Source organism: Planctomicrobium mucosum, assembly GCF_051466335.1.
GTDB lineage: Bacteria > Planctomycetota > Planctomycetia > Planctomycetales > Planctomycetaceae > Planctomicrobium.
This window is the reverse complement of record NZ_CP195793.1, coordinates 2,291,907-2,314,231: the sequence shown is the minus strand read 5'-3', so window position 1 is coordinate 2,314,231 and position 22,325 is coordinate 2,291,907. Positions and strand designations below refer to the sequence as shown.

The 22,325-nt window shown below is 52.9% G+C and carries 17 protein-coding genes; 4 read left to right on the top strand and 13 right to left on the bottom strand.

The genetic code is table 11. The features are described 5' to 3' along the window. Window positions 1-30 precede the first annotated feature (30 nt). Window positions 31-1,437 (top strand): DUF1552 domain-containing protein, encoded by a 1,407-nt coding sequence (locus SH668x_RS09395; RefSeq protein ID WP_437188433.1) that lies wholly within the window; start codon window positions 31-33, stop codon window positions 1,435-1,437. 162 nt (window positions 1,438-1,599) lie between these two features. Here SH668x_RS09395 and SH668x_RS09390 read toward each other — a convergent pair whose 3' ends face one another. The 3 genes from SH668x_RS09390 to hisF form a co-directional block, all read right to left on the bottom strand. Further along, window positions 1,600-2,727, bottom strand: a complete 1,128-nt coding sequence (locus tag SH668x_RS09390) for a hypothetical protein (protein WP_437188432.1) — start codon at window positions 2,725-2,727, stop codon at window positions 1,600-1,602. A 611-nt stretch (window positions 2,728-3,338) separates the two neighbouring features. Continuing rightward, a complete protein-coding gene (locus SH668x_RS09385; RefSeq protein WP_437188431.1) occupies window positions 3,339-3,590 on the bottom strand; it encodes a hypothetical protein in 252 nt (83 codons plus the stop codon). Window positions 3,591-3,650: 60 nt separating this feature from the next. Further along, window positions 3,651-4,538, bottom strand: a complete 888-nt coding sequence (gene hisF / locus SH668x_RS09380) for an imidazole glycerol phosphate synthase subunit HisF (RefSeq protein ID WP_437188430.1) — start codon at window positions 4,536-4,538, stop codon at window positions 3,651-3,653. A 339-nt stretch (window positions 4,539-4,877) separates the two neighbouring features. On the opposite strand from hisF, the gene SH668x_RS09375 reads away from it, so the two are divergent. Continuing rightward, window positions 4,878-6,464 carry a hypothetical protein gene (locus tag SH668x_RS09375; protein ID WP_437188429.1) on the top strand — a complete coding sequence of 529 codons (1,587 nt, stop codon included), beginning with the start codon at window positions 4,878-4,880 and terminating at the stop codon, window positions 6,462-6,464. Between the two features lie 112 nt (window positions 6,465-6,576). On the opposite strand, the gene SH668x_RS09370 is transcribed toward SH668x_RS09375, so the two are convergent. The 9 genes from SH668x_RS09370 to SH668x_RS09330 all read right to left on the bottom strand — a co-directional run bounded on the left by SH668x_RS09370 (window position 6,577) and on the right by SH668x_RS09330 (window position 17,337). Continuing rightward, window positions 6,577-7,794, bottom strand: a complete 1,218-nt coding sequence (locus SH668x_RS09370; protein ID WP_437188428.1) for a hypothetical protein — start codon at window positions 7,792-7,794, stop codon at window positions 6,577-6,579. Then, the gene (guaB, locus tag SH668x_RS09365) at window positions 7,727-9,217 is read right to left on the bottom strand and encodes an IMP dehydrogenase (protein WP_437188427.1); all 1,491 of its coding nucleotides are present in this window, start codon (window positions 9,215-9,217) and stop codon (window positions 7,727-7,729) included. The genes SH668x_RS09370 and guaB overlap by 68 nt, the downstream gene beginning before the upstream one ends. A gap of 165 nt (window positions 9,218-9,382) precedes the next feature. Continuing rightward, window positions 9,383-10,300, bottom strand: a complete 918-nt coding sequence (rsmA, locus tag SH668x_RS09360) for a 16S rRNA (adenine(1518)-N(6)/adenine(1519)-N(6))-dimethyltransferase RsmA (RefSeq protein ID WP_437188426.1) — start codon at window positions 10,298-10,300, stop codon at window positions 9,383-9,385. 96 nt (window positions 10,301-10,396) lie between these two features. Next, on the bottom strand, window positions 10,397-11,008 hold the full coding sequence (locus SH668x_RS09355) for a riboflavin synthase (RefSeq protein ID WP_437188425.1): 612 nt from the start codon (window positions 11,006-11,008) through the stop codon (window positions 10,397-10,399). Between the two features lie 204 nt (window positions 11,009-11,212). Then, window positions 11,213-12,172: a nucleoside hydrolase gene (locus SH668x_RS09350; protein ID WP_437188424.1), complete on the bottom strand. Its 960-nt coding sequence runs from the start codon at window positions 12,170-12,172 to the stop codon at window positions 11,213-11,215. Next, complete coding sequence (locus SH668x_RS09345; protein WP_437188423.1) at window positions 12,173-13,486, bottom strand: Gfo/Idh/MocA family protein; 1,314 nt, start codon at window positions 13,484-13,486, stop codon at window positions 12,173-12,175. It lies immediately after the preceding gene. Between the two features lie 303 nt (window positions 13,487-13,789). Next, window positions 13,790-14,314 carry a ribosomal protein S18-alanine N-acetyltransferase gene (rimI, locus tag SH668x_RS09340; RefSeq protein WP_437188527.1) on the bottom strand — a complete coding sequence of 175 codons (525 nt, stop codon included), beginning with the start codon at window positions 14,312-14,314 and terminating at the stop codon, window positions 13,790-13,792. Window positions 14,315-14,814: 500 nt separating this feature from the next. Continuing rightward, entirely contained in the window at window positions 14,815-16,476 is a 1,662-nt protein-coding gene (locus SH668x_RS09335) for a hypothetical protein (RefSeq protein WP_437188422.1), read from the bottom strand. 108 nt (window positions 16,477-16,584) lie between these two features. Beyond that, window positions 16,585-17,337, bottom strand: coding sequence for a glycosyltransferase family 2 protein (locus SH668x_RS09330; RefSeq protein WP_437188421.1), 753 nt, complete (start codon window positions 17,335-17,337; stop codon window positions 16,585-16,587). Between the two features lie 468 nt (window positions 17,338-17,805). Between SH668x_RS09330 and SH668x_RS09325 the strand changes: the two genes are divergently transcribed. Next, on the top strand, window positions 17,806-19,632 hold the full coding sequence (locus SH668x_RS09325; protein WP_437188420.1) for a M3 family oligoendopeptidase: 1,827 nt from the start codon (window positions 17,806-17,808) through the stop codon (window positions 19,630-19,632). Between the two features lie 71 nt (window positions 19,633-19,703). On the opposite strand, the gene SH668x_RS09320 is transcribed toward SH668x_RS09325, so the two are convergent. Continuing rightward, window positions 19,704-20,996, bottom strand: coding sequence for a hypothetical protein (locus SH668x_RS09320; protein ID WP_437188419.1), 1,293 nt, complete (start codon window positions 20,994-20,996; stop codon window positions 19,704-19,706). Window positions 20,997-21,151: 155 nt separating this feature from the next. On the opposite strand from SH668x_RS09320, the gene SH668x_RS09315 reads away from it, so the two are divergent. Further along, complete coding sequence (locus SH668x_RS09315; protein WP_437188418.1) at window positions 21,152-22,276, top strand: serine hydrolase domain-containing protein; 1,125 nt, start codon at window positions 21,152-21,154, stop codon at window positions 22,274-22,276. Window positions 22,277-22,325 lie beyond the last annotated feature (49 nt).

Below are 22,325 nucleotides of genomic sequence, written 5' to 3'. Positions count from 1 at the left end.
CCCGCAGAGAGTACTCGGATCGCTCCGCGAATGGAGCGATTACACGAATTCACATCGATCAAAGCAATGCGAATCGAAATGAACAAAGCGACCGTTTCAAGGCGTCATTTCCTCCGCGGAGCGGGAATTTCACTGTCGCTCCCGGCACTGGTTTCACTCGCCCCCAAACGAGTGCAGGCGAGCACATCCGAATCCCGGCCACCAGTCCGGATGGGATGTCTGTTCTTCCCAAATGGAGTCTGGAGAGACGCATGGATTCCGAAAGAGAACGGAACCGATTTTACGCTTCCGTTCTCGCTCGAACCGCTGGAAAGCGTGCGATCTTCCATCAACATCATCTCGAATACCGACAAGCGGTATAGTCACGATGGAGATGGACATTATGCGAAAAACGCGAACTTCCTCACTGGCTTGAAGGTCGAGAAAACGACCGGACGCAACGTCAACGTCGGTGGAATTTCGCTTGATCAATTGGTGGCCCAGAAATTGGGTGCCGCGACACCATTGCCGTCGCTGGAACTGGGAATCGATCCAGTGATTTCCGGTATCGATAGCAACGGGGGCTATACTCGCCTGTATGGTTCCAACATTTCATGGCAAACGCCGAATCGCCCTGTGGCGAAGGAGATCCATCCCCGCCGGGTCTACGAACGGCTTTTCGGTCTGAAAAATGCGAAGGTCGGCAATCCGGCAGACGCCAATGATCGACGCAAACTGCTCGACTTGGCACTTACTGACGCTCATGATCTCCGTAGGAAACTTTGCCGGGACGACCAGTTCAAGCTGGACGAATATCTCGACTCAGTTCGATCCGTCGAACGACAGGTCGAATACTTCCAGAACGCAGGCCCACGCGACTGGTCAACACACATCCCTGATGCAGCGTACATCCCGCCTCCACACGAAATTCCCGGCGACTATCCACATCATGTCAAACTCATGCTCGACATGATGATCTTGGCATTCTGGTCGGATTCGACTCGCGTCAGCACATTTATGTTCGCCAATGATCCTTCCGTCCGCAGCTTCTCATTTGTTGATGGAGTGCGAAGTTCACATCATGAACTTTCCCACCACGAAGGAAAAGAAGACAAGATCGAGCAGTACAAGCGAATTGTCCGCTGGCATGTCGCTCAACTCGCCTACATGTGCGAACGGATGCAGAACATCCCAGAAGGAAATGGGACTCTTCTGGACCACTCGATGATATTAATGGGCTGCGGCATGTCGGACGGAAATTCGCACGACCCACGCAACCTCCCAATCATTCTGGCTGGCAAGGGGAATGGTTCGATTGTGACAGGTCGGCATTTGAAACCGAAGTATGACACGCCGCTCTGCAATCTGTATCTCGATATGCTCCACCAAATGGGAATTGAAGTCGACAGCTTTGGTGACAGTACCGGTGGAATCCCTGATCTGACACTGGAGAGTTAGTTGCGTTCGTTAGTCATTCAGCCATTCCGATCAAGCTGGATGACAGCCTGAAAAAACAAAAATCCCCTCGAGTCTCCATAGAAACTCAAGGGGATTGATCGTTTGCAGTTGATTGAACTCTGTGATCTGAGACGCGACTCGTTCGAGTACACTTTTCCCGCTCTAGAACCTGAATCCGACTCGGCCGATGAATCCGGAGTCGATATGGAAGTCTTGTCCGAGGTTCTTGTACTTCACCTTTCGGTCGAAGATGTAACCCGCTTCGACAAAGCTGCTGACTCGACCGGTTTCCCAACGAAGTCCTCCGACCGCACGCCAGTCTGCCATTTGAACGCGAGTGCTTCCGACGAACTCTTTGGGTTTCACTTCGTAAGCCTCAACATGGTACTCCACTCCCCCGTAGATCCATGTCGGAATCCCTAGAGGCGTGCCCAGAAACGCACTGATTCGTGGCTTCGGGAAGACCAGCCGGAATTCCCAGATATCGTTTGGAGCCCAGATTGCCCCGGCATACGGAAGAATGATGTTGTCGACACGGTCCCAGTACAACGCTCCGATCACCGCTGTGAACTTTGGAGTCCATTGCCAGAAGGCGACTGCATGGGCGTCGAACAGGAAAGCATCCCCGTTAATCTTCGAACGGAAATCGGTTGCCATGCTTGGATCGAATCCCAACTCGAGCGTCCAGTTGTTCACTGTCGGGGTTCGCAGGAACATATCGAGTCCAAAGCGGTAAGCACCGCCAGGAAGGTCTGAAACGGGATTCCCCGGACCTTGCCATGAACGGTAGCTGACTTGAGGACCGATTCCGAAAGTCCAATTGTTCCATGTCGGAACGGTGTAAAGCATTTCAAGGTCGATGCCGAACGATTCGAAACTTCCAACGTTCGGATCTGAAGTCCCTGCGGAGGGGAGAAATGTGAAGTCAAGTTTGTCCTGCCAGCCATAGCGTTGGGGCTGCGGTCCGTTGATCCCTCGCATGTAGTAGCCACCCGGAGGCCCCTGCACTGCGTACGGCTGAACGCCGCCGTTTGCAAACGGATCCTGAATTGGTGACGGGTAGGTGGTGCTCCCGTTGGGATCACCGTAGTACTGCACCGGATAAGCAGGCGGGTAGAACGAGGTCGATTCCTGAGGCGGTGCGACAAATGGCCCTCCCGCTTCCGGGCTCTGACCACGTACGAACCAGCCATCTTCCTCAGTCAAAGCCAGATCGAATGGAGTGTCGCTCGCCCATCCAGCTGCTGCGGGCAAAGTGATGGCCAGCAGAAACAGTAAGGAGTATTTCACGGGACGACCTTTTGTATTTCTGAGTATGACGAACAGCAATTTTCGACCGACTAATCGCCGGGGCGCGGCGAATTTTCAAGAAATCTGGGAATTCGTCAAGATGGACTAAAGTCCTCACCCCAAAGAGCCGAGCAAACCGGTCGTTTCTGCCTACACTCATCACACATAACGCCATAAACAGTCGTGTCTTAGGTGCTAATTTGCAAATATTTCAAACTCAAAATCGGTCAGCAAAATTCAACGATTTTGGTGAGCTGACGGAGCCAATAGAGGGATTCACGCGACCGGAATCCACAGAAAATAGCTAGAATTCGTGGTCTACCACGTTGGCGACGTTCAGAGACCCCACGAGAACGTAAACACTTCGTATAAGATGGGAGTGTTTGCCACGAGTGCCCCTTCTGGAAAATTGGGCAACATCGTCAGCGCCATTTCAGCCTGAATAGGGCACAAATAAAGGCTGATCCGCGATCAACATTCGGCGCAGTGACTCTGAAATCTGCCTCGGCCCCAATGCAAATCATCCTGAACAAGTACAAAAATGAGCGACTTGCGTCACGGATGTCAGAGAATGCAATCGAGAGTGAATTGTCTGTGGGCAGAATCGAAAATCACTTCTGATTCCAGCCAGGAACGTATTGATCGCTGAAGAGAAGTTGAACCTGCTCTGCGCGATTGACACTGTTTTGGCCCAGGATTTTAAGTGCTTCCTGAATCAATTCCATCCGTGGATCATGAGCCACTTCGGAGGACTTATCAGAGCGTTCAATGCGATCCAGAGCTCCAGCGATATCGAGGATGCTGCAACGGATTTCGAGGTAATGTCGATCCAAAACCTGCTTGGCCTGCTGAATTGTCGGCATTCGATGACTCCCTGTTGTTGAACTGCGATCAATGGGCTGTGCTGTTCGTTGAGGTTCGGGCTACCTCCGAACGACGATCCCCTGCTTTTGCATGTATTCTTTGGATTCCGAAATTGTGTATTCGCCGTAGTGGAAGATGCTGGCTGCCAGCACAGCGCTCGCTCCACCTGTCGTAACAGCATCACACAAATGTTGTGGGTTACCTGCCCCGCCGCTGGCGATCACCGGAATCTGAACCGCGGCAGCAATTGCGGAGGTGATTTCCAGATCGTACCCGTCCTTCGTTCCATCCGCATCCATACTAGTCAGGACGATTTCGCCTGCTCCGAGCCTTTCGACTTCAAGCGCCCAGGCGACTGCATCCAGCCCAGTTGGCTTCCGTCCGCCATTGACATGGACATCCCAATACACTTCTTCCGGAAATGGATCGATCGCTGAAAACTTTTTCGCGTATGGGCCAGTCTTTGGAGTTGGATGTGGTGTGACACGCAGGTGATCTGGAATCTGAAAGGCAGCGGCGGCAGCTTTTGTTGTTTCGTCGACAATCACCCGTTTGGGATCGATGTTCACGACGATACACTGGCTCCCGAATTTTAAGGCTGCTTCACGGATGAAATCCGGATTCGTTACAGCGGCGCTGTTGATCGAAACTTTATCGCAGCCAGCATTCAGCAACTTCCGAATATCTTCCAGCGTGCGAATCCCTCCGCCGACAGTCAACGGCATGAAGCAGACTTCGCTCGTCCTCGAGACAACGTCCAGGATGATGTCACGTTGTTCATGACTTGCGGTGATATCCAAAAAGACGAGTTCATCCGCCCCTTCCGCTTCGTATCGCGAAGCGACATCCACAGGATCTCCGGCATCTCGCAAGTTCAGGAAGTTCACCCCCTTGACCACGCGACCTGCGAAGACATCGAGACACGGAATGATGCGTTTTGCCAACATAGTCAATCAATCTTTTCACGAAACTGGAACAGACCCACAGTTTACAGAGTTCGGACAGTTTTTTTGAGCGGAACGGAATCAGGACCACTGCATGAAATTGAAAGTTCAGCGAAGAAGTGCGGAATCATGCGGGAAATTTTGGATAAAGCATTTGCAAAGTTCAGAGAATCGGGAATTCCCGGGACGAACTCGGGGACTGATCAGAAATTGCAACTTCCGGAGTAGCCAGATGGGATTGCTGTGATTCTAATCTCGTAAGCTGCTCACGCCGTCAACATATGAATCTCATGCCGCCTTCGGCCGACAAGTCATCCTCAACCTATCACAGAAGGAATCGCTGTGTTTGATCCGTCCCTGTTTCTGCGCTCAGCGGACATCCGTGGGCTTTACCCAAATCAGATCAATGAGGAGTTGGCATGGCTGAGCGGTAGGTACCTCGCTCAGAGTCTGAAGGATCTGCTCCAGTCTCCTGCCCCAAAGATTGTCGTTGGTCGTGATGGACGAGTTTCCTCACCCGTGATCTATGCAGCATTGATTCAGGGGATCGCTTCGGAAGGAGGAATTCCCATTCCAGTCGGACTGGCAACAACAGATATGATTCAATGGGCTGTCGGTAAAGACCTCTGCGGTGCGCAAGCGGGAGTCATGATTACCGCTTCACACAACCCGGCAGAATACAACGGGATCAAAGCCCTCGTCCGCAACACCAAGACCGGCGATCTCGACATTCTCCGACCGATTGATCAGCTTCAGCCACGCTACGAACAAGATGGCGGTGACGGCGACGCGGCCGCATCACCCGTTGTTGCGTTCCCCAAGCAGGGACGCGTTGGTCTTCAAGAGCAGTTTGTCGACGCAGCAGTCGGACGATCAGAACGACTCAAAGATGCGACGGGCAAAGTCGTACTCGATCCGGGCAATGGAGTCGGTGGTTTGTTCCGCCCCCTGCTCAAGAAGTCGCTGGAGAAACGCGGTGCAAAGGTTGAGCTACTCGCCGTCGCTGAACGCATCGATGGAACGTTCCCAACTCGTCCTTCGAATCCCGGACTTCCAGGGGCAGTAAAGCTGTTGCAGGAAACTGTCATCGCTGAGGGGGCGAAATTCGGAGCAGCCTTCGATGGTGACGCAGACCGCGTCTTCCTCGTCGATGAATGGGGACAATTTGTTTCGGGTTCAGTCTTGCTCGCTGCTCTCGCAAAGAGCCTCGTCTCAAAGAATGGCGGCAAGGGAGCAGTTGTTTACTCAGCTGTCTCTTCGTGGCTGGTTGCGGAAACCGTCAGACAAGCGGGAGGGACGCCAGTCATTTCTCGAGTCGGTCAGGACGCGGTGAAGGTTGCACTCGTCAAGAAGGCCGCTGTGTTCGGTGGAGAGTCTTCCGCGCACTACAATTTCCCGGATACTTACTGCCTCGATTCCGGTCTGTTCGCTCTGGTTACGTTCTGGGACATGCTGCTGGAATCCGGACTCGCATGCTCCCAGCTTCTGGGGCAGCTCAGACCATGGCCAAACAGCGGCGAAGTGAACCTACGTGTTGATTGCAGCGATTGGAAGAAGATGAGTGCAGAGATCATCTCCACTCTCAAAGCAGAGAACTCCAGCGAAGCTGCCGGAAACTACGTGCTCGATATCGACGGAATCAGCGTCTTCCATCCGCGAGTTCCGGAATACAAGACCGTCGACGACGTCTTCACGATCGACAAGGTCGGCGATCCAACAGGACGCACGTACCGAGAGGTTCAAAACTACACCCCAGAATGGTGGTTCAACGTTCGTGCCTCCAACAATGAGCCATTGTTGCGAATCAACTTCGAATCACGCGATGCGACAGAAGTTGCCGGGCGTACTTACTCACTGATTTCCCGCATCCGCGAGATCTGCGGTGACCGTGCGAAAATTCAGGTTCAGGACTGGGGCGACCTGAAGTAATTCCGCCATTTCAGTATGAGCGCGAAAAAACGCGAACGATCAATCTGAATCGTTCGCGTTTTCTATTTCGTGAGAGCTGAATCGGGAGAATGCAACGCCCGACTGTCCCGCCTTACGGCACGAGGAAGATCAACCCGGTATAGACGCCGCCGGTGACGGCAGCGGCCTGCAAGTTGATCGGAACCTGATTTTCAAGTTCGGGTGCCTTATCCCCTGGACGGTAGTAACCGAGCGGATAAATGTCTCGCCAGACAGGGTCGATCGCCATCTGGTATGGCAAACCAAATCCTTGCACTGCGAAACGCCCGATCGAAACGAATGGCTGAATTCCGCACGGATACTGTTGACCGTAACGCTCGAGAGCGACGTCTTCGAAGTACAAAGGCTTGTGCTTTAGATTGGTCGGCATCCACTGATAATCGATCATTGAGAACTGACGATCGATTGAGCCTGTGGAGGGGAGTGTCTGAAAATCCGGACAACGGGCGCGCTGGTCATCAGGAATGGCGCTTGGCTGCGGGCACAGATATTTGCCAGTCTCTTCTCCAGACGGCGAATAGGCATATGTCGGTTTGATCTGCGAAACCGGTCGAAAGACTGATTCAAAGTCGCTGGATGATGAGAACCGGGTATCTCGTTGAGTCGGCTGAAACTCGATCTCGTCTGGAAAAAGGGGTGAAGCCTGTGGAACCGTTTCCGATGGAATCGGTCCGGGAGGAATTGGAGCGGTCAACAGCGGAGAATCCCCCTGGGCAATTCCCTTCGGAGGAAGTTCCGGAACGGGAACCAACCGCTGAGACGCTGAAACTGGAGCAGGAGGAATTCGCTCAGCCGTCTGGATTGGATAAGGCTCCGGAACAGTTTTGTTGATCGTCGGGAGCGGAATTCGCGTTGATGGAAGAGGTTCCGGACGGCTTGTGCTGAACCCTGACAATGGAAGATCAAGAGGCTCTGGAGTGCCGATCGCATCCAAATCAGGCATTGAGCTTGCCACATCTGTGGCGGCTGGGAATGGAGACGCGGCAGCAGGAAATGGTGCTGCGGCAGGTGCTTGGCTCGTCGCCCCATTCTTCAGGTACTGCTGACGAGTTTCCTTCCAGCGCTGGGCTGCAGAGCGATCTTTTAAGCGGTCCAGTGGCGACCTTTTCGCCGCCACTGGTTCAGTTGCCCAAAGAGAAGACGCAAGCATGGCAGCGATTGCACACCCTGCCCCCCATGATCGAATCTGAGTGACCAAGGGGCGAATTGCGAATCTCGGCTGACTATCGGCCATCAAACGGAGCGTATTCCGTTGTGTAATTCGGTGCTTCTTGAGTGATGGCAATATCATGCGGATGGTTCTCCCTCACCGTCGCAGCTGACACTCGTAGGAATTTGGCACGAATGCGAAGCTCGTCGATTTTGCGGACGCCCAGATAGCCCATTCCGGCACGCAATCCGCCAACGAGTTGGTAAAGAAGTGTGTTCAGATGCCCACGATAAGGAACCCGACCTTCCACCCCCTCTGGCACAAGTTTCGGCGTTCCCCTTCCATCCTCTTCAGTGTTGCTTTGACGATAGCGCTCGCTGCTCCCTTTTACCATCGCGCCAAGCGATCCCATCCCCCTATACCGCTTAAACCGCCGACCTTGGAATAAAATCGTTTCTCCGGGACTTTCGTCTAAACCTGCGAGCAGTCCGCCCAGCATGACGGTGAAAGCCCCCGCTGCCAACGCTTTGGTCATGTCGCCGCTATAGCGAATTCCACCGTCCGCAATCAGCGGAACTCCGGTCGTACCAATGCCTTTTGCAGCACTGGAAATCGCAGTCAGTTGAGGAACACCGACTCCGGAAATGATGCGTGTGGTACAAATCGACCCGGGTCCGATTCCCACTTTAACCGCGTCTGCTCCAGCGTCGACTAAAGCCTTTGCTCCGTCGGCGGTCGCGATATTTCCAGCAATGACGTCAATCTGCCACTGACTTTTCAATTTCTTGACAGTTTCGATCACGTTTTTGGAGTGTCCGTGAGCGCTATCGACCGTCAGGAAGTCGACGCCGGCTTTGATCATGCTTTCTGCTCGTTCGTAATCGTGTACGCCGATTGCAGCACCGACTCTCAATCGTCCCTTCTCGTCCTTGTTCGCACGAGGGAACCGAGAATTCTTGTCGATGTCTTTGATTGTGATCAAACCACGCAGCTGGAAGTTCTCATCCACCAGCAGAAGTTTTTCGACCTTATTCTCGCGAAGAGTCTTCTGGGCTGTGTTGAGATCAGTATCTTCTGGAGCTGTGACGAGGGCTTCTTTGGTCATCACCTCTTGAACGAGAGTTTGATCCGACTCCAGAAATCGCAAATCGCGGCGGGTCAGAATTCCCAGAAGTCGACCGTTCTCACCGACGATAGGAACACCGCCGATGTTGCGGGTGTCCATAATGGTGGTTGCTTCCCGGACGGTTGCCGTCGGGGGAAGAGTCAGCGGATCGACGATCACGCCGTTCTCGCTGCGTTTCACTCGAAGCACTTCGTTCGCCTGCTGGTCGATCGACATGTTCTTGTGAATGACCCCAACGCCCCCCTCCTGAGCCATGCCGATCGCCATATCACTTTCGGTGACGGTATCCATCGGGCTGGAGATGATGGGAATGTTGATCGAGATGTTGCGAGTGAGCTGAGATGTCACATCCACTTCACCCGGCATGCAATCGCTGTAGTCAGGGACGAGCAACACATCATCAAAGGTGAGTGCGGTTTCGAGAATACGATCTTGCATGGCTGAATTCCTCTATAACGACAACTGCATTCCCAATTGGGGAATCAAATGCAGGCTTCTTGCAATGATGATGTCCAACAACTGAATGACTCAGTGCAGGTCAATTGTGTTCGGTTCTGGAGCTTGATTCAGAGCCGCACGCCCCAGCGATGCAGACTCGATGTACTATGCTTTTTTCTGCTGAATCGCGGTTTGTATCGCCTCAGAGAGTCTCAGGTGAGTCGCGATATCCAGCTCCTCCGCACGGGTGGACCCTGTGAGTCCAACACTGGCGATGACTTCATCCACTTCGGGTTTTGTCAATTCGTTGCTGTACATTCCGACAAGCACGCTTCGCAACAGTTTGCGACGATAGTTGAAGACCTTGCGGATGAAGTCATGAAAAAATGCGCGATCGTGAATCTGGGCCCGCAATTGCGGATCCGCAGTCAGCTTCACGACTGCAGAATCCACTTTCGGACGGGGCCAGAACACTGTCGGCCCGACCTTTCGCAGGAGCTCTACCTGGCACTGCGATTGCAGCCAGACAGACAATGCTCCGAAATCCTCGGTACGAGGAAGTGCCTGCATTCGCAGACCAAGTTCGTATTGAATCGTCACGACCATTCGAGTCCACGGAAGTTCGGACGCAACGAGATTCGAGATAATTGGAGTCGCGACACAGTAGGGAAGATTCGCGACGAGCTTCAGGCGTCGATTGGGATCAACAGCCAACTCACGATTGATCAATTCCAGCACTTCATCTGCGAAATTGTTCTTATTTCGCAGGGCGTCACGATTGATGAGCGTCACGTTGTCATAACGCTGCACAGCCTCGGTCGCCAGGCGATACATGTTCGGGTCGATCTCGACCGAAATCACGTGGGCGGCTTCCTTCGCCATGAATGTCGTCATTCCCCCTGTTCCGGGGCCTACTTCTAGAACAACATCATTCGAAGTCAGTTCTGCTTCGCGAACGACAAACTCGACGATATTGATATCGATCAGAAAGTTCTGTCCAAGATTGTGGCGCGGTCGATACCCATGCCGCTCGAAAAGCCGCATCAAATGGGATCGTGTTTGGCGTTCACTTTCTTCTGTCATGTCGACGATCAATACCTGGAGCCGATGTGTGTACTGTGATCTCAATCTGTCTGCCGTCGGTGCGGCGTTGGACTGCGATGGATGTTGAGTCGTTACTTAGTTTGGAAGCTGAATCGAGCCGAGCATCTTTTCGATGTATTTGCCGAGGACATCGGTTTCGATGTTGACGATATCCCCAACTTGACGTTGACCAAGAGTGGTTACTTGCAAGGTATGCGGAATCAATGCCACACTGAATCGATCTTCCTCAACGCCGACAAGCGTCAAGGAAATTCCGTCGACGGTGATCGACCCTTTTGAAACCATCTGCCGGGTCAATCGAGCAGGGACACGAAACCACATTGTGGTCCAGTCACCTTCTTTGGTGATGGAATCCACTGTTCCGACATCGTCCACGTGCCCTTGAACGAAATGCCCACCAAGTCGATCGGTCGGTCGCATCGCTCGTTCCAGATTCACGAAACTACCTGCGACAAACTGGCCCAGATTCGTCCGGGAACACGTTTCGCTTCCTGCCTGAAAGGCCCACTGATCGCCGTCGATTCGCACGACGGTCAGGCAACAGCCGTTGAGCGCCACGCTGTCGCCCAGTTTCACGGTCTCCCGTTCAGGAAGAGTTTCTGGCACTTCCAGCGTCAAATCGATTGCTGGGCCTTCAGGCACAACAGCAACAACTCGACCAATACCTTCAATGAGTCCGGTAAACATGTGCATCAAACGAAGGAGAAAGTAAGGGGCTTTCTCAAGCTAATAAACGCATTCAGCCCGAAGCCTCATTCGCTGCGAAGCGAACGGAGATTCGGGCTGAATGTGGCGAAACTAAACGATTCCATCGAACAATTATGTCAACCACCCCCAGAAAAGTCCAACTCGCGGCAAATTTGGCCGATTCTGAGAAAGTATCGACAGCTACTATTTGATGTAGCCCGAGCGGATCAGCCGCATCACATAATCACGGACGCCAATCTGATCGATTTCCGTCACGACGTCGATATTCGGCTGATTCCCAATCCCCTGTCGGCGATCGAAAATCGTCATTCCTCGGGTGAGCTCGCCCGCAACTTCAACGTCCACCCGCATCGGACGCTGCTCAAACAGTCGCGGTTGCGTAATCGCAGCAAGTGCGACGACTTCTGGCAGAAGCGCCCCTTCCATCCCCAATTGATTACGACTCTCTCGTAACACGTATGGCAACGTCTTGATCAGGAACTGGCCCAGTCGGGAAAACGTATCGATTTTGAGTGCGTCGAATTGATCAAACGTCAGACCGAACGAGTTTCCCGCTTCGAGAGGAATGAGCGTTTTCGTCGCTGGCCACGTCAACACATTTCGCGCCGCTTCCGGGTCAGCGAAAATATTGAACTCGCTCGCTGCAGTGATATTTCCACTGGCATTCAACGACCCGCCCAGACAGTACAGGCCTTTGAGTTGCTCCAGAAAATCGGGATGTCGATCCATCGCCAATTGGAGATTGGTCAACGGCCCCAAGGTCAGCAGAGTGATCTCTCCGGGCCACTCACGAATCACCTCTGACAGAAGTTTCGCTGAATCGGTTGGAGCATGAGGCATCGCTTCGATGATCTCACAGTCCGCCAGGCTGGAAGTTCCATCGCGGAAGAGCAATCCGGAACGAGGGGACTGCTCGGGGAGTGCAATCCTCGGCGCGGTGCTCAACCCCAATCTGGGCCATTTCGGAGGATCGAGCATGGAGACAAGTGTTTGCAGGTTGCGAAAAACCTGTTCACCGGAAGCGATTCCGGCCGTAGCGGTGATCGCGACGACATCTAAGTCGCGGTCAGCAAGCGCCAACGCAATGGCAACCGCATCGCCGACACCTGCGTCAGCGTCAATGACAACTTTCGTTGGGGGCATTTATCCCTCCGTGATCTGCCAGGGACTTCTCGCGGGGCTGTTCAGCATGGAATTGGCAGCTTCATCACCCCCAAAGGTCATCGACTGAGGATCAAACCGCAACTCACGTCGCAGCCTGCAGGCAATGTTTCCGAGGTGACACATCACCATACTCTTCTCGCCGACCGCGAGAGGTGCTGCCGGTGCGTGCCGCGTTTGAAGTGATTGAATCCAATTGCTGAGATGGCTTTGGTGAATTTCACTGGCGTCGGCGTACAGCCCTTCTCTTCCGCCGTAAACTTTCCACCCGCTTCGGTCGACGATCAGCGTCCCGTTTTCTCCATAGAAGGCGCAGGCTGCGGTCCGCCCTTCAATTCCTCGGTTGCACCACTGGCGATGCTCCCAGATCACGTCGACATCTGGGAATTCGTATTGAACCGTCAGGGTATCTGGAGTCTCCCGATCATCATGAAAGACACGTCGACTCCCCGTTGAAACAATCCGGTGTGGCAGTTCAAGATCGAGTCCCCAGCGGACAACGTCAAGAAGCTGAACTCCCCACACTCCCAGTTCGCCGGAACCGTAGTCCCAGAACCAATTCCAGTTCTGATGGAAGCGATTTGGCTGGAACGCGTGAGAAGGTGCCGGCCCGATCCAACGATCGTAATCAATCCCCGGTGGGGTGCTTGTCTTCGCAGATCGACCGATATCACGGCGCCTGTGAGTCGCCCACGCTTTCGCCAGATGAACTCGCCCGATCTCGCCAGATTGAACAAGTTGAACCGCACTTTGAAAATGCGCTCCGCTCCGTTGAGGGAGCCCGGTTTGCACGATGCGATTCGTGGCTTCTGCGACTTCGGAGATGAGTCGTCCTTCCTGAATGGAATGGGCAACTGGTTGTTCTAAATAAAGGTCTTTTCCAGCCCGCATGGCATCAATGGCGATGCGGGCATGCCAGTGGTCGGGAGTGGCGACGACAATTGCGTCGACGTCATTCCGGTCAACCAGATTCTCGTGTGCCGTGACGATTGCCGGCCTGACGCCGGTTTGATCCAGCAACTCATGCTGCGATAGGGCGAGAACCTTCACATCGACGTCGCAGATTGCAGTGATTTCCACTCCGGGAATACGGGCCAAGGAAAACGCGAGTTCCCGCCCCTGCTGTCCGACGCCGACAATACCAACACGGACGACTTGATTCGGTCCCCCGGGACGTCGATTCGTGGCGACTCCGACGCTTAACACACCGGCCGCGACGCTCGCTGCATTCCGGGCACTGCTCCCGAGAAATTCGCGACGATTGATCGTCGGTTTGCTTTGTGATGGTGAAGTCATCTGCACACTTGGAAGGACCAGACATCCCCAGAGTTCACAAGCATTTTATCACCCAAACTTCAAATGCACAGCCTGATTACGCAAACGCGACAAAGTTTGAAGAGTGTACAGGCGCTACGACCGGGATGACTCCAACCTGCTGAGTGTTGGTGATCGAGCCCACCGATTGACGCCGGTAGACGACACAATCTGAACAGATCCCCAACCATCAGCGACGCCGGGTGTTACAATGAACCCACACAAAAAAAGAAAGCCGTATCAATCGATCCGGCTTTCTCGAAATTCAACATAAACAAATGGACACTAGGCAGCATCGGCAGCGTCAATGTCGCTAATTTCACTGATGCGATTGTGCGGAGTGAACTGTGCCATCTCCTCAGAATCCGCGTTCAACTTGAACTGCATGATGTAGCCATCTTCTTCAGTATCGTCGAAGTGATGTCGCAACACACAAACAGCCTTGAACTGCTGTGATTTGAAGAACAACTGGGCGTCGAGATTACTTTCTCGCACTTCCAGAATGATTTCATTTCGTCGCTGCTGAGAAAGCTTATCGACAAGACGAAGAATCATCTGCGATCCAACGCCTTGCTTGCGGCACTCAGGAGCGACTGCGAAGTTGAGAATGTGAAGTCTTGATTTGTGGAGTTCATAAATCATGAACCCAAGGATCTTATGGTCGTATTCTGCGACCATGCCGATACAGTTCCGCTGTCGCAGGCAGCAGAGGAAATCCTCATCGCTCCACGGGCTTGGGAAACTGGCCTGCTCGATTCGCAGGACTTCTGGCATATCGCGGCGAATCAGCCAGCGAATTTGAACTTCCATGCGATCTACGGGGGTTGATCCGGATTTCACATTGGCCTCCATGCCGCGTTTTGCCATTAGATCTTCCTATCAAGTTCGGCATGTCTGCATCCAGCGTTCATGTCCGTCGTGGGACAACCTTAACACAGTTCTTCCATCAAGGTGAAGTCGGAATTAAGAGAAAGATGATCGAACAGAGTTCATCCGCTGAAACTGCCGTAGCACCATGAAATGTCAAGGAAACGCTGCTGAATTCTCCGGGGAAAAACCTGAGATTCGAGAGTTTCGCAGCCCAATTCACTGCCAAGAAAATGTACTTTTCAGAAGGAAAGTTTTCTGACGCGAAGAACGCCACGTATTGATCGCTCAGCAAAAGAGACAGGGCGTCGATGACACCGCAGCAACCAAAAGAATCCGGAGGTCACCAACCGATGCCAGACCCCCAACATATTGAGTGCTGAGCCAATTGCAGAACACTACCAGACGAGATTGGATCACTATCGCCTCAACGGCAATCCAAATCACATCGACGCCTCAGGCCGTGACTTTCCACAAATCTGAATACGCAAGTTTCCGACAAGCTGTTTCACCTGCTCTTCAGGAAACAAACAGGTTGCGTATTCCCTGCTCTTCAGAATTGCATTGGCCTGAACTTCTTTCTGAAGCTGCTCCAATCGCTCCTCTTGACCTTCGATGGCCGGAGCCGCGATATCAGCCAATTCTTTACGTATTTCAACCAGTTCCTGATGGCGTTTGCGGTTGTACGCTCTTCTGATGCGACGTTCGCTCTTGCACGCCCCCTGAGCGCGGCACTCACTCGCATCCGCCATCAGCCTGTCTCGTTGTTCTCGAAGTTCAAGAACTCGCTCTGATTCAGATTCCATCGGTCCGTCAAACTGAAGATGACGGATGCTGTTGCGGAGTTCCGAAACGCTCTCCTCGCGGGCAGGAAACGGATCGAGAGGAAGATGTAGCGTCGCTGTCAGAACGATGAACGAAGGAGCCTCAATTCCTAGAAACTCGCGGATGATTCCATCGGTGATCTCGTCGTAACGTGCTCCACCAATTCCATGAAGGAAGAGATCGCTTAGACAGACGCGAGAAAAGAGAGTCGTAGTCAGAGCGCGCGTCCGGAATCGTCCGATGGATTCGATCTCCAAAAGTTCCTCGTACGAATTCCCCTCGGCAGGCAGCACCGCCAAAGTCTCATCGCCGGCAGTCAGAGTGAGCAACTGATCAGTACGTTCAATAAAAACGCGGAGTCGATCACTGGCTCCCGGTTTCCAGAACCAGAATGGGAGTTCGTAGCGATTCCCAATCTGTTCAAGGCTGGGAACTGGATGACGATCATTCCTGACTCGATACTTTTTACGGTAGGCCGCGACAGAGGAATTGTAAGAAGCGAAAAACCGTTCGAAGTGACGACAGAGATGCGCCAGAAACGCCAGGAATGGAGCTGTTCGGCACATCTCGCTGACTGGAAGTTCAAGATTCTGAATTCCCCAGTTGCGCTCATGGGCAACTCGACATGCAGTCAGTGCGACGTCAAGACGATTGGAACGAGTCATCGCGTCAACGGCAGCGGGCCACCATTTCTGCAGATTCGGTTCAATCCCCCAAGATTTCATCGATTGTTCGATCCGGTCCGCAAAGGATCGGAATTCATCGCGATCGAGAATCTCAAGTTCTTCCCACGGCTTGGTGGGATGCGGCGCATCAAAAGGAATTTCCTGAAACTTCGGCTGCTGTCTGGTGCCGGCTGGAAGCCTGAGGACTGGTGGGCCGGCGAGATCGTTGTCGACGACGAGGTTCAGCCCCCGTCCCCCGCAACATTCAGCGAGACGCGATACGGCGACATTCTTCATCCACACGCCAGCATGATTCAATTGTGGCTGGTGTCCCGTGACAAAGAGCAAGCCGCTCGAAAACTGAGGAACGATGACATCCAGGTTCGTCGCCATCCAACTGCGTGCTGCCTCAGTGCAAACGCTCTTCGTCCATTCCCGGAATTCCGGAAGCGAGCGATCTCCGATTTGCACTTCCGATTCCGCAAATCTCCTGGCATCTCTCAGCGCTAACTCAACTCCATTTGCCAATGGAGGGCTGCTCAGAACATCACCATTCCCACGGGGTGCTAACAGCCGCGGAGGTTGAATGACAGGAATTTCGATCCGGATAGACATCGATCTGGGAAGAACCGCAAGACGTTCAGGAAATATATCTAGGGGCTGTTCAACTGTGCGTCCTGCGCGAGAGCTTCGGCGTCATCCTGTCACCCAAAACCTGTTGCTCTACTCCTGAGTCCCGCGAGCGGGATTGTCTCCGCATTCGACATGCTGGGCTTCCATCTCGCGTTTCAGGACGAGTTGATAATATTGCAAACGTCGGACGGAGTCATCCAGCGACCCGCCAAAAGAGCGTTCTTCGTCTAAATAGATCAGCGGAACCGGAAATTCTTTGATCCGAAGACGGTGCCGAACCGCCTGCACCCAAAGTTGCAGCGGCATCGCATATCCCAATTCCGTAATGTCAAAGACACTGAGTGCATCAACCCGGTACGCTTTGAACCCGCAGAACGAGTCGGTCAACTTCAATCCCAGACAGTCGTTCAGCTGGTTTGTAATCGTCACGTTGACCTTGCGACGCTCTTCCGGCGGGATCGAATTGTCGTCAAAGAGTTCGAGATAACGGCTGCCGGAAATGATATCCCAGGGCTCTTCGGTTCCTTCGTAAATCGCGGCAGCCAGATCCGGAATCATCTGAGGCTGATGCTGTCCATCGCAGTCGATGGTGACCAGAACGTCGAACTTGTGCTCGAGAGCATAGTTGAACGCACTCCGCAGCCCTGCTCCGTACCCCTGATTCACAGCATGGCGAATCACCTGAATTCCGTCGATCGACTTGAGAATCTCAGATGTCCCATCAGAGGAACCGTCATCCACAACCAGAATGTCCGTGCTGAACTGTTTGACATGGGACAGCACTTCCACCAGATGCTTCTCTTCGTTGTAAACGGGAAGAGCTGTGAGAACACGTGGTTGCATCGGTGAATCCTAGTTTGATCGAAGGAACAAATCGCAATCAGATCAGCGTGGGTCGGCAGAGGAGTCGATCCAATTCGATGATTCTAGATGCCCCCATTGCAATCGACCAGTTTTATCCCCGAGATTCTCTGCGAGAACAGATGTCGTAACCGATTTTCCTGTCGGGTTTTGTTGAAAATCGACGCTGCAGGTTCGTGATTCCTTGGACAGGTACGCTGAGTTGCGAAAGCTGGGCGAAGTATTGCACTGTGATACTCTGAAAAAATGAAAAGTATCAGTCGTATTTGTTGGAGAACATTTTCCGAATGTTCGTTGAGAGGTTACAGTTGGGAGACTTCCGAGCTCTGCTCTCCCCTCTGCTTCAGAGGTGAGTTAGCGGCGTCGGGGGCCAAAATTTCGTTCTCACATGGTGATTGATCGCCGGAACGCAAAACGTACTTGAGATACGCTCTAGAGGACCTGCAAAGTATGACCAATCGCTCGCAGCAAGATGTCGCCAGCAAATACAGCATCGTTTGGGATTTGGATTCACTTTATCCCCGCCCGGATTCTCCGGAATTCAAACAATTGCTCAGCAAGTTCAAGAAAGACCTTGCTGCTCTCGCAGAAGAATCTGAAGCACTGCAATCGCCATCGAAGGCAACAGCACGTGCCTGGGGCGAGTTTATCGAGCGAGTCGAAAAGCTCTTTTCCTTCTCCTGCGATCTGGGAGCGTTTGTCGGCTGTCACACTGCTGCGGAATCCGAGAACAAAGCTTATGCGCAAGTGGAAGCTCTGCTCGGCGCGACAGGTCCGCAACGAAACCAGATTTTCACGAATCTGGAATTGGGACTGCGCGATGTCAGTGATGAACAACTCAAAGAGTTCGCCGCTGCAGACCCTCGACTTGCTCACATTGAGTTTTTCCTGACCGACTCTCGCGCCAATGCTCAGTTCCGTTTGCCGAAGGAACTCGAGATGCTCGCAGCCGAATTGGGTGTGGATGGCATCCATGCCTGGGGACGTCTCTACGACCGCATTTCCGGAGAACTCCGCATCGAGCTGATGGAGAAAGGCGAAATTGTTCGCAAGTCTCCTGGTCAGGTTCGCATGGACATGCTTGATCGAAACGTGCGACAGAACAATTTCTTCGCAGTTGAAAAGGCATGGAAGAAAGTTGCTGATCATTGTGCGGATTCGCTGAATCACATCGCAGGAACCCGGCTCTCACGCTACAAGCGTCTGGGGACTCAAGACCACCTTGATGCCCCGCTCCGTTACAACCGCATGGAGCGTCAGACGCTGGAGACAATGTGGGCCGTCATCAGCGAGCGTAAACAGATCCTTCTGAAATACTTCGAGCGCAAAGCACAACTGATCGGCGTGCCGCAGATGGCATGGTACGATCAACTGGCTCCATTGCCTCAAGCATCCAGCGGTGGGGACACCCTGACATGGGATCAGGCCTGCAACACAATTATTGAGAGCTTCGACGAATTCAGCGAAGACCTTGGAAACTTCACCCGCACTGCTCTCCAAGACAAGTGGATTGAGGCGGAAGACCGTGCTGGCAAGCGACAGGGTGGCTTCTGTACAGGACTCCCAGTGAAGGGACAATCCCGAATTTTCATGACATTCACCGGCAGCCCGGACAGCATGTCGACTCTCGCTCATGAAATCGGCCATGCCTATCATTCATATGTTCTGCGGAAACAGCCATATCTGCTGCAGGACTACCCGATGAATCTGGCTGAGACTGCATCAACTTTCGCCGAGGCAATTCTCGGAGAGAAGCGGCTGTCATCAGCGAAAACAAACGCAGAGAAGCTCGGAATCCTCAACAATATGCTGTCCGATTCCGTGGCGTTCCTCATGAACATTCATGCCCGCTTCATCTTTGAAAACGAGTTCTATAAAGAACGACCAGAAGCGGAACTGACTTCTGAGCGTTTCACAGAAATTATGCTCGCAGCACAGAAGGAAGCGTACTGCGACGCGTTTTCTGAGTGGTCCGATGTGTTCTGGATTTCGAAGCTGCACTTCTACATTTCCGGGCTGCCATTCTACAATTTCCCGTACACATTCGGATACTTGCTCTCCTTGGGGCTCTATTCGACAGCGGCTGATTTCGGTGCAGATTTCCCTGCAAAATACAGCGAATTGCTGATTGCCACCGGAAACTCGAACGCGGAAGAAGCAGTCAAGTCGACACTTGGATTTGACCTCACACAGCCAGACTTCTGGAACCGCAGTATCGACGTGATTGAGAAACGCGTGAACGAGTTCCTCGCAGTCAGCGAAGAGTTCATCAAGTAGCATTCATTTCAGAATACGAAAAGCCCGAAGTCACACTGTGGCCTCGGGCTTTTTTATTGGCGATCAAGAGGTCAGCGTTCTTTTTTGAGCAGCCGAATCCCGACATCTCTGCCCTGACTCATCTCGTCAAAATTGCCGCCATCATCAATCAAATTGGAACCGATACTGTAGATGAGAATCTCTTTCTCGCTGTCCACAAAACGGAGAGGGTCACCGGTGTATGGGTCGACGATCGATGTCGGCTTATCACGGTCCGATGGAAAAAGATCGGCGTCAATCGCGTTGAGCGTCTCCGGGAAACGGCCATGTCGCAGCGCGTGTCGCTGAACAGAGATCGCCACAATTCTGGAATGTTGTTTTGCGACCATATTCGCACCAGATTCAATGAACGCGGCGTGGGATGGACCAATTAGTTCAACGAGTGGAAATCCCTTTGCTTGAGTTTTCGAAATACTGTCGAGGTTGCGTGTTGCTTCCGGAAGACCCTTACTGAGGATTTTGCGTACTCTGACATTCTCACTGAGCATCTCTCGCTTCGATGGCTGCCAGAGGAGCAAAGACACGGGAAAACTGTCAATGCTTGCAATCTGAAATGATCGTTCTCCAATCAGTGAATCATTTATTTCCTGGAGGAAGTCTGGACCTGCGATCTCGTTCTGAAGTTCAGCAAGTTGACTGTCAGTGAGTTCTGCGGAATTCAGGAGTCGATCGCTCATCGCGATCGCGGAGCTGAACAGTGCGTTTCTGATCAACGCATTGATCATCACGGCACCACGAGATATCGCATTACTGGCTTTGAACGCATCCCTGACATCCTGAAGTGCGCGAGTCACATCTCCGTCGCGGAGAGAAACATTCATATCGAGATTCAGAATTCGCGGGATTATTCGAGCCGAAGAGGAATCCATGAATCGCGAGATCGGATCGCTACCGGGGATTCTCGGGACAATGACTTGCCCTCCGGCGGTGGCAGCTTTTCGGATCATCACGAGCTCAGGCTCAATTTTTTTGAGGTAGTCTCGACAGGAGTCAAGTTGATCCCAAGGCTCATCGAACGGCGGAATGTCTTCTTCAAACAACGGCATCCCCGACTTGGCGACTTCGGCTTTGTTGGCGGCGTCGAAAGCAGCATTCCATAAATCGGAATTGTTCGGAATTCCATTCTCTCGTTCGTAATACCGATCCAGCTCCTCAAAATTGGTCGGAAGTCCGGCATTCCGGATCGCCGCGATCTGACTGTTGACTTGCCAGAAGTCAATTCCCCATTTGATCACACCGACCACCAGTAAAATGAGAATGCAGGCGCAAATCACACGGAGAACTTTGAACCAGAATTGCTGCTTTCGTATCGAGTGCTCAGTCATTTCCTGCTCCGCCGTCGTACTCTGGAATTTTGTCGCTGTATACTGCTCTCAATGAAGCGGAACGCGGCTGCCCAGCGAATGGATCAAAGAAAACCGATCATTTAGACTGGTCACCGCAAAGTCAATTTGAAGTCGAAGAAAGGTTGTTGACCCTGATGAATTTCGTATTACGAGCCTGTTTGGCGAGTGCCCTGTTCTGTTCGATTGCCTCCGCAAACGACGCAAATCGACTGCAGGGACAAGTGGATCAGATCGTGCAGCGAGGGCTGTCGACTGGCCAATACCCCGGGGCCGTTGTGGCGATCGGAAGAAGTTCGGGAATACTGCTCGAGAAAGCATACGGGGAACGGCAAAGCGAACCGACTCAGGTCTCGAATTCACTCGAGACCGTTTATGACATCGCATCACTTTCCAAGCCGGTTTCCACTGCTTCCTGCATCATGATTCTCGCCGAACGAGGAAAACTTGATCTGAACGCCGCAGTATCAAACTATCTGCCAGAGTTCGCCCAGAACGGCAAGGAAGCGATTACGATTCATCATCTCCTCACACACACCTCCGGACTCATCGCCGACAACCATATTCGTGATTATGAACAGGGGCCGACTGTTGCGTGGGAAAAGATCTGCAACCTCAAACTGAGCAAACCGGTTGGGGAAGCATTTATCTACTCGGATGTTGGTTTCATCACTCTGGGAGTTCTCGTTGAACGAGTCTCCGGTCAGACACTGCAGGAGTTTTCCGCAGAGAACGTTTTTGTTCCGCTTGGAATGACCGACACAACATACGTGCCCGGGGAACAGTTAGGAGCCCGTGCGGCACCGCAAAACCAGGAGAACGGCGAATGGATCAAAGGAGTGGTTCACGATCCGCGAGCGAGAGACATGGGCGGAATCGCCGGCCATGCAGGAGTCTTCTCAACCGCATCTGACCTGAGCCGATACGCTCGAATGGTTCTGGGAAAAGGCGAACTCGATGGAGTGCGAGCCATGCAGCCTGAGACCATTGAGCGAATGCTCATTTCTCGTCCCGTCCCCGGAGGCGGAACGAGAACCTGGGGCTGGGATCGTCAGACAGGATTCTCCAGTAACCGCGGCGACGGAATGAGCGATCGCTCGATTGGGCATGGCGGCTTCACTGGAACGGGCATGTGGATTGACCCGGAACACGATCTGTACGTGATCTTCCTGAGTAATCGCCTTCACCCCGATGGAAAGGGATCGGTCAATAAGCTCATTGGAGAAATCGGGACGGCCGCTATGAAATCACTTGATCAGTAATCTGACGAATCCTCGGACGTGATTCCATAAAAAAAGAGAGAACAGGCGA

Bases quoted from the DNA above. Each gene is read 5' to 3' on its own strand.
- SH668x_RS09385 (WP_437188431.1), bottom strand. From the start codon at position 3,590: ATGCCGACAATTCAGCAGGCCAAGCAGGTTTTGGATCGACATTACCTC.
- SH668x_RS09395 (WP_437188433.1), top strand. From the start codon at position 31: ATGGAGCGATTACACGAATTCACATCGATCAAAGCAATGCGAATCGAA.
- rimI (WP_437188527.1), bottom strand. From the start codon at position 14,314: ATGGAAGTTCAAATTCGCTGGCTGATTCGCCGCGATATGCCAGAAGTC.
- SH668x_RS09355 (WP_437188425.1), bottom strand. From the start codon at position 11,008: ATGTTTACCGGACTCATTGAAGGTATTGGTCGAGTTGTTGCTGTTGTG.
- SH668x_RS09345 (WP_437188423.1), bottom strand. From the start codon at position 13,486: ATGACTTCACCATCACAAAGCAAACCGACGATCAATCGTCGCGAATTT.
- SH668x_RS09350 (WP_437188424.1), bottom strand. From the start codon at position 12,172: ATGCCCCCAACGAAAGTTGTCATTGACGCTGACGCAGGTGTCGGCGAT.
- SH668x_RS09330 (WP_437188421.1), bottom strand. From the start codon at position 17,337: ATGCAACCACGTGTTCTCACAGCTCTTCCCGTTTACAACGAAGAGAAG.
- SH668x_RS09320 (WP_437188419.1), bottom strand. From the start codon at position 20,996: ATGACTGAGCACTCGATACGAAAGCAGCAATTCTGGTTCAAAGTTCTC.
- guaB (WP_437188427.1), bottom strand. From the start codon at position 9,217: ATGCAAGATCGTATTCTCGAAACCGCACTCACCTTTGATGATGTGTTG.
- hisF (WP_437188430.1), bottom strand. From the start codon at position 4,538: ATGTTGGCAAAACGCATCATTCCGTGTCTCGATGTCTTCGCAGGTCGC.
- SH668x_RS09370 (WP_437188428.1), bottom strand. From the start codon at position 7,794: ATGATATTGCCATCACTCAAGAAGCACCGAATTACACAACGGAATACG.
- rsmA (WP_437188426.1), bottom strand. From the start codon at position 10,300: ATGACAGAAGAAAGTGAACGCCAAACACGATCCCATTTGATGCGGCTT.
- SH668x_RS09325 (WP_437188420.1), top strand. From the start codon at position 17,806: ATGACCAATCGCTCGCAGCAAGATGTCGCCAGCAAATACAGCATCGTT.
- SH668x_RS09335 (WP_437188422.1), bottom strand. From the start codon at position 16,476: ATGTCTATCCGGATCGAAATTCCTGTCATTCAACCTCCGCGGCTGTTA.
- SH668x_RS09315 (WP_437188418.1), top strand. From the start codon at position 21,152: ATGAATTTCGTATTACGAGCCTGTTTGGCGAGTGCCCTGTTCTGTTCG.